This is a genomic window from Mycobacterium sp. THU-M104 (genome assembly GCF_049197365.1).
GTDB lineage: Bacteria > Actinomycetota > Actinomycetes > Mycobacteriales > Mycobacteriaceae > Mycobacterium.
In genome coordinates this window covers 1-1,420 of record NZ_JBMIOP010000011.1, presented here as the reverse complement: position 1 = coordinate 1,420, position 1,420 = coordinate 1, and the positions used below count along the sequence as shown (strand labels likewise).

At 68.5% G+C, this 1,420-nt stretch carries 2 pseudogenes; both read right to left on the bottom strand.

Annotated elements, in window-relative coordinates:
- Positions 1–73: 73 nt before the first annotated feature.
- A pseudogene (locus ACOJVU_RS00675) lies at positions 74–337 on the bottom strand (DUF222 domain-containing protein); the annotation flags it as partial.
- A gap of 180 nt (positions 338–517) precedes the next feature.
- Positions 518–1,216: pseudogene (locus ACOJVU_RS00670) on the bottom strand (CapA family protein); the annotation flags it as partial.
- Positions 1,217–1,420: the final 204 nt, after the last annotated feature.

The following is a 1,420-nucleotide window of genomic DNA, read 5'->3' as shown; positions in this document are numbered from 1 at the left end:
CTCGCATGTCTCAAACAACACCCCATGCGCCCGTCGAAGCTTTCACCAGCCATTTTGTCAAGGACTCACGGTCAAAGCGACAGAGACACCTGAGCTTAGCCAGTTCGGTGGCACCGCCGTCCTCCCAGTGCCACAGGTGGTGGGCGTGCAGGCCGCGGGTGGCCCCGCAGCCGGGCACCGCGCAGCTGGGGTGGCGATGCTCCAGGGCCCGGCGCAGCCGCCGGCTGATCTGGCGCGTCGTTCGCCCCGCGCCGATGACCTGCCCGGCACGTTCGAACCGCACTTCACACGTGGCGTCATGCATCAGGTAGTGGCATTCGGCCTCGGTCAGTGCCGGTTCGGGTAGACGCAAGCATCGGGGCCAGTTGGACCACGTGGCGCGGGGAATTTCGAGTGCGCTACTGGAGACGCCGATTGCGGGATGAATCCGGTAGCCCTGCTTGACCATCCGCGGTTGAGCCCGCACGCCGGCGACTGCCCGGGTGATCGGAGGCTGCCTGTCACCGCGGCCCGTCGCGACCTCCAGGAGCCCGTCGGCGCCGGCCGCCACACGGGTCCCGAAACAGCGGCTGACGTGCCCCATGGTGGTACGCAGCCATTCGGCGCCGTCGCGCGAGGCGCGCTCGAGGCGCATGCGCCGCACGCGCAGCGGAATCATCCTCAGCGAGAACAGTTCACCGCTGACCGCGTCGGTGCTGGCCAGATAGAGCAGTCGGAGGTCGCCGCGGAACGACTCGTGGCCCCGGATGCCGTCGTCGTCGTCGTCGATGACGTCGCCGCATCCGTACAGGATCGGCCTGCCGCGGTAGATCTCGATCGGCCAGGGATGGTGCGAGGAGTGTCCGTGCACGATAGCGATGCCGGCGTCGATCAGCCGGTGCGCGAACTCGATTTCGCTCCGCGCCAGCGCGTAACCCCAATTGGATCCCCGGTGCACCGAGACGACGGCGACATCGCCGTCGCGTCTTCGGGCCTACACCTTGGACGCCACCTCCTCGGCAGCGTCGCGCAGCGACGGATCCGTGATCAGCCACACTCCGGGCCGATCTGCTTGCGCCGCAAAGGTTTCTGGCACACCGGACGACACCGTGGCCACCGAGCGCCACGGCCAATTCCAGTCCACGAGACGCGGTATCGGCCCGTCCGCGTGCCCAGCCAACTGTATGTGGCCCCGCGCATCACGCAGATGGCGCTCCCGCAGCTGCGGGCCACCGGGCTCGCGCGGGCCGCTGCGCCGACGGCGTGGCCACCCGTAAATGGGGCCCAAGGGCCCTTCGGCGCGCCGAAACTCCGCGACACACTCGATACATGAAGGAGTCGAAGGGCGATGGCGAACGCCTTGTGGGCGGACGACGGGGAGCATTGCGTGGTGGTATGCGGCTGTTCGACGATCGCGTCGATGCCGGAAGGCGTCTGGCCG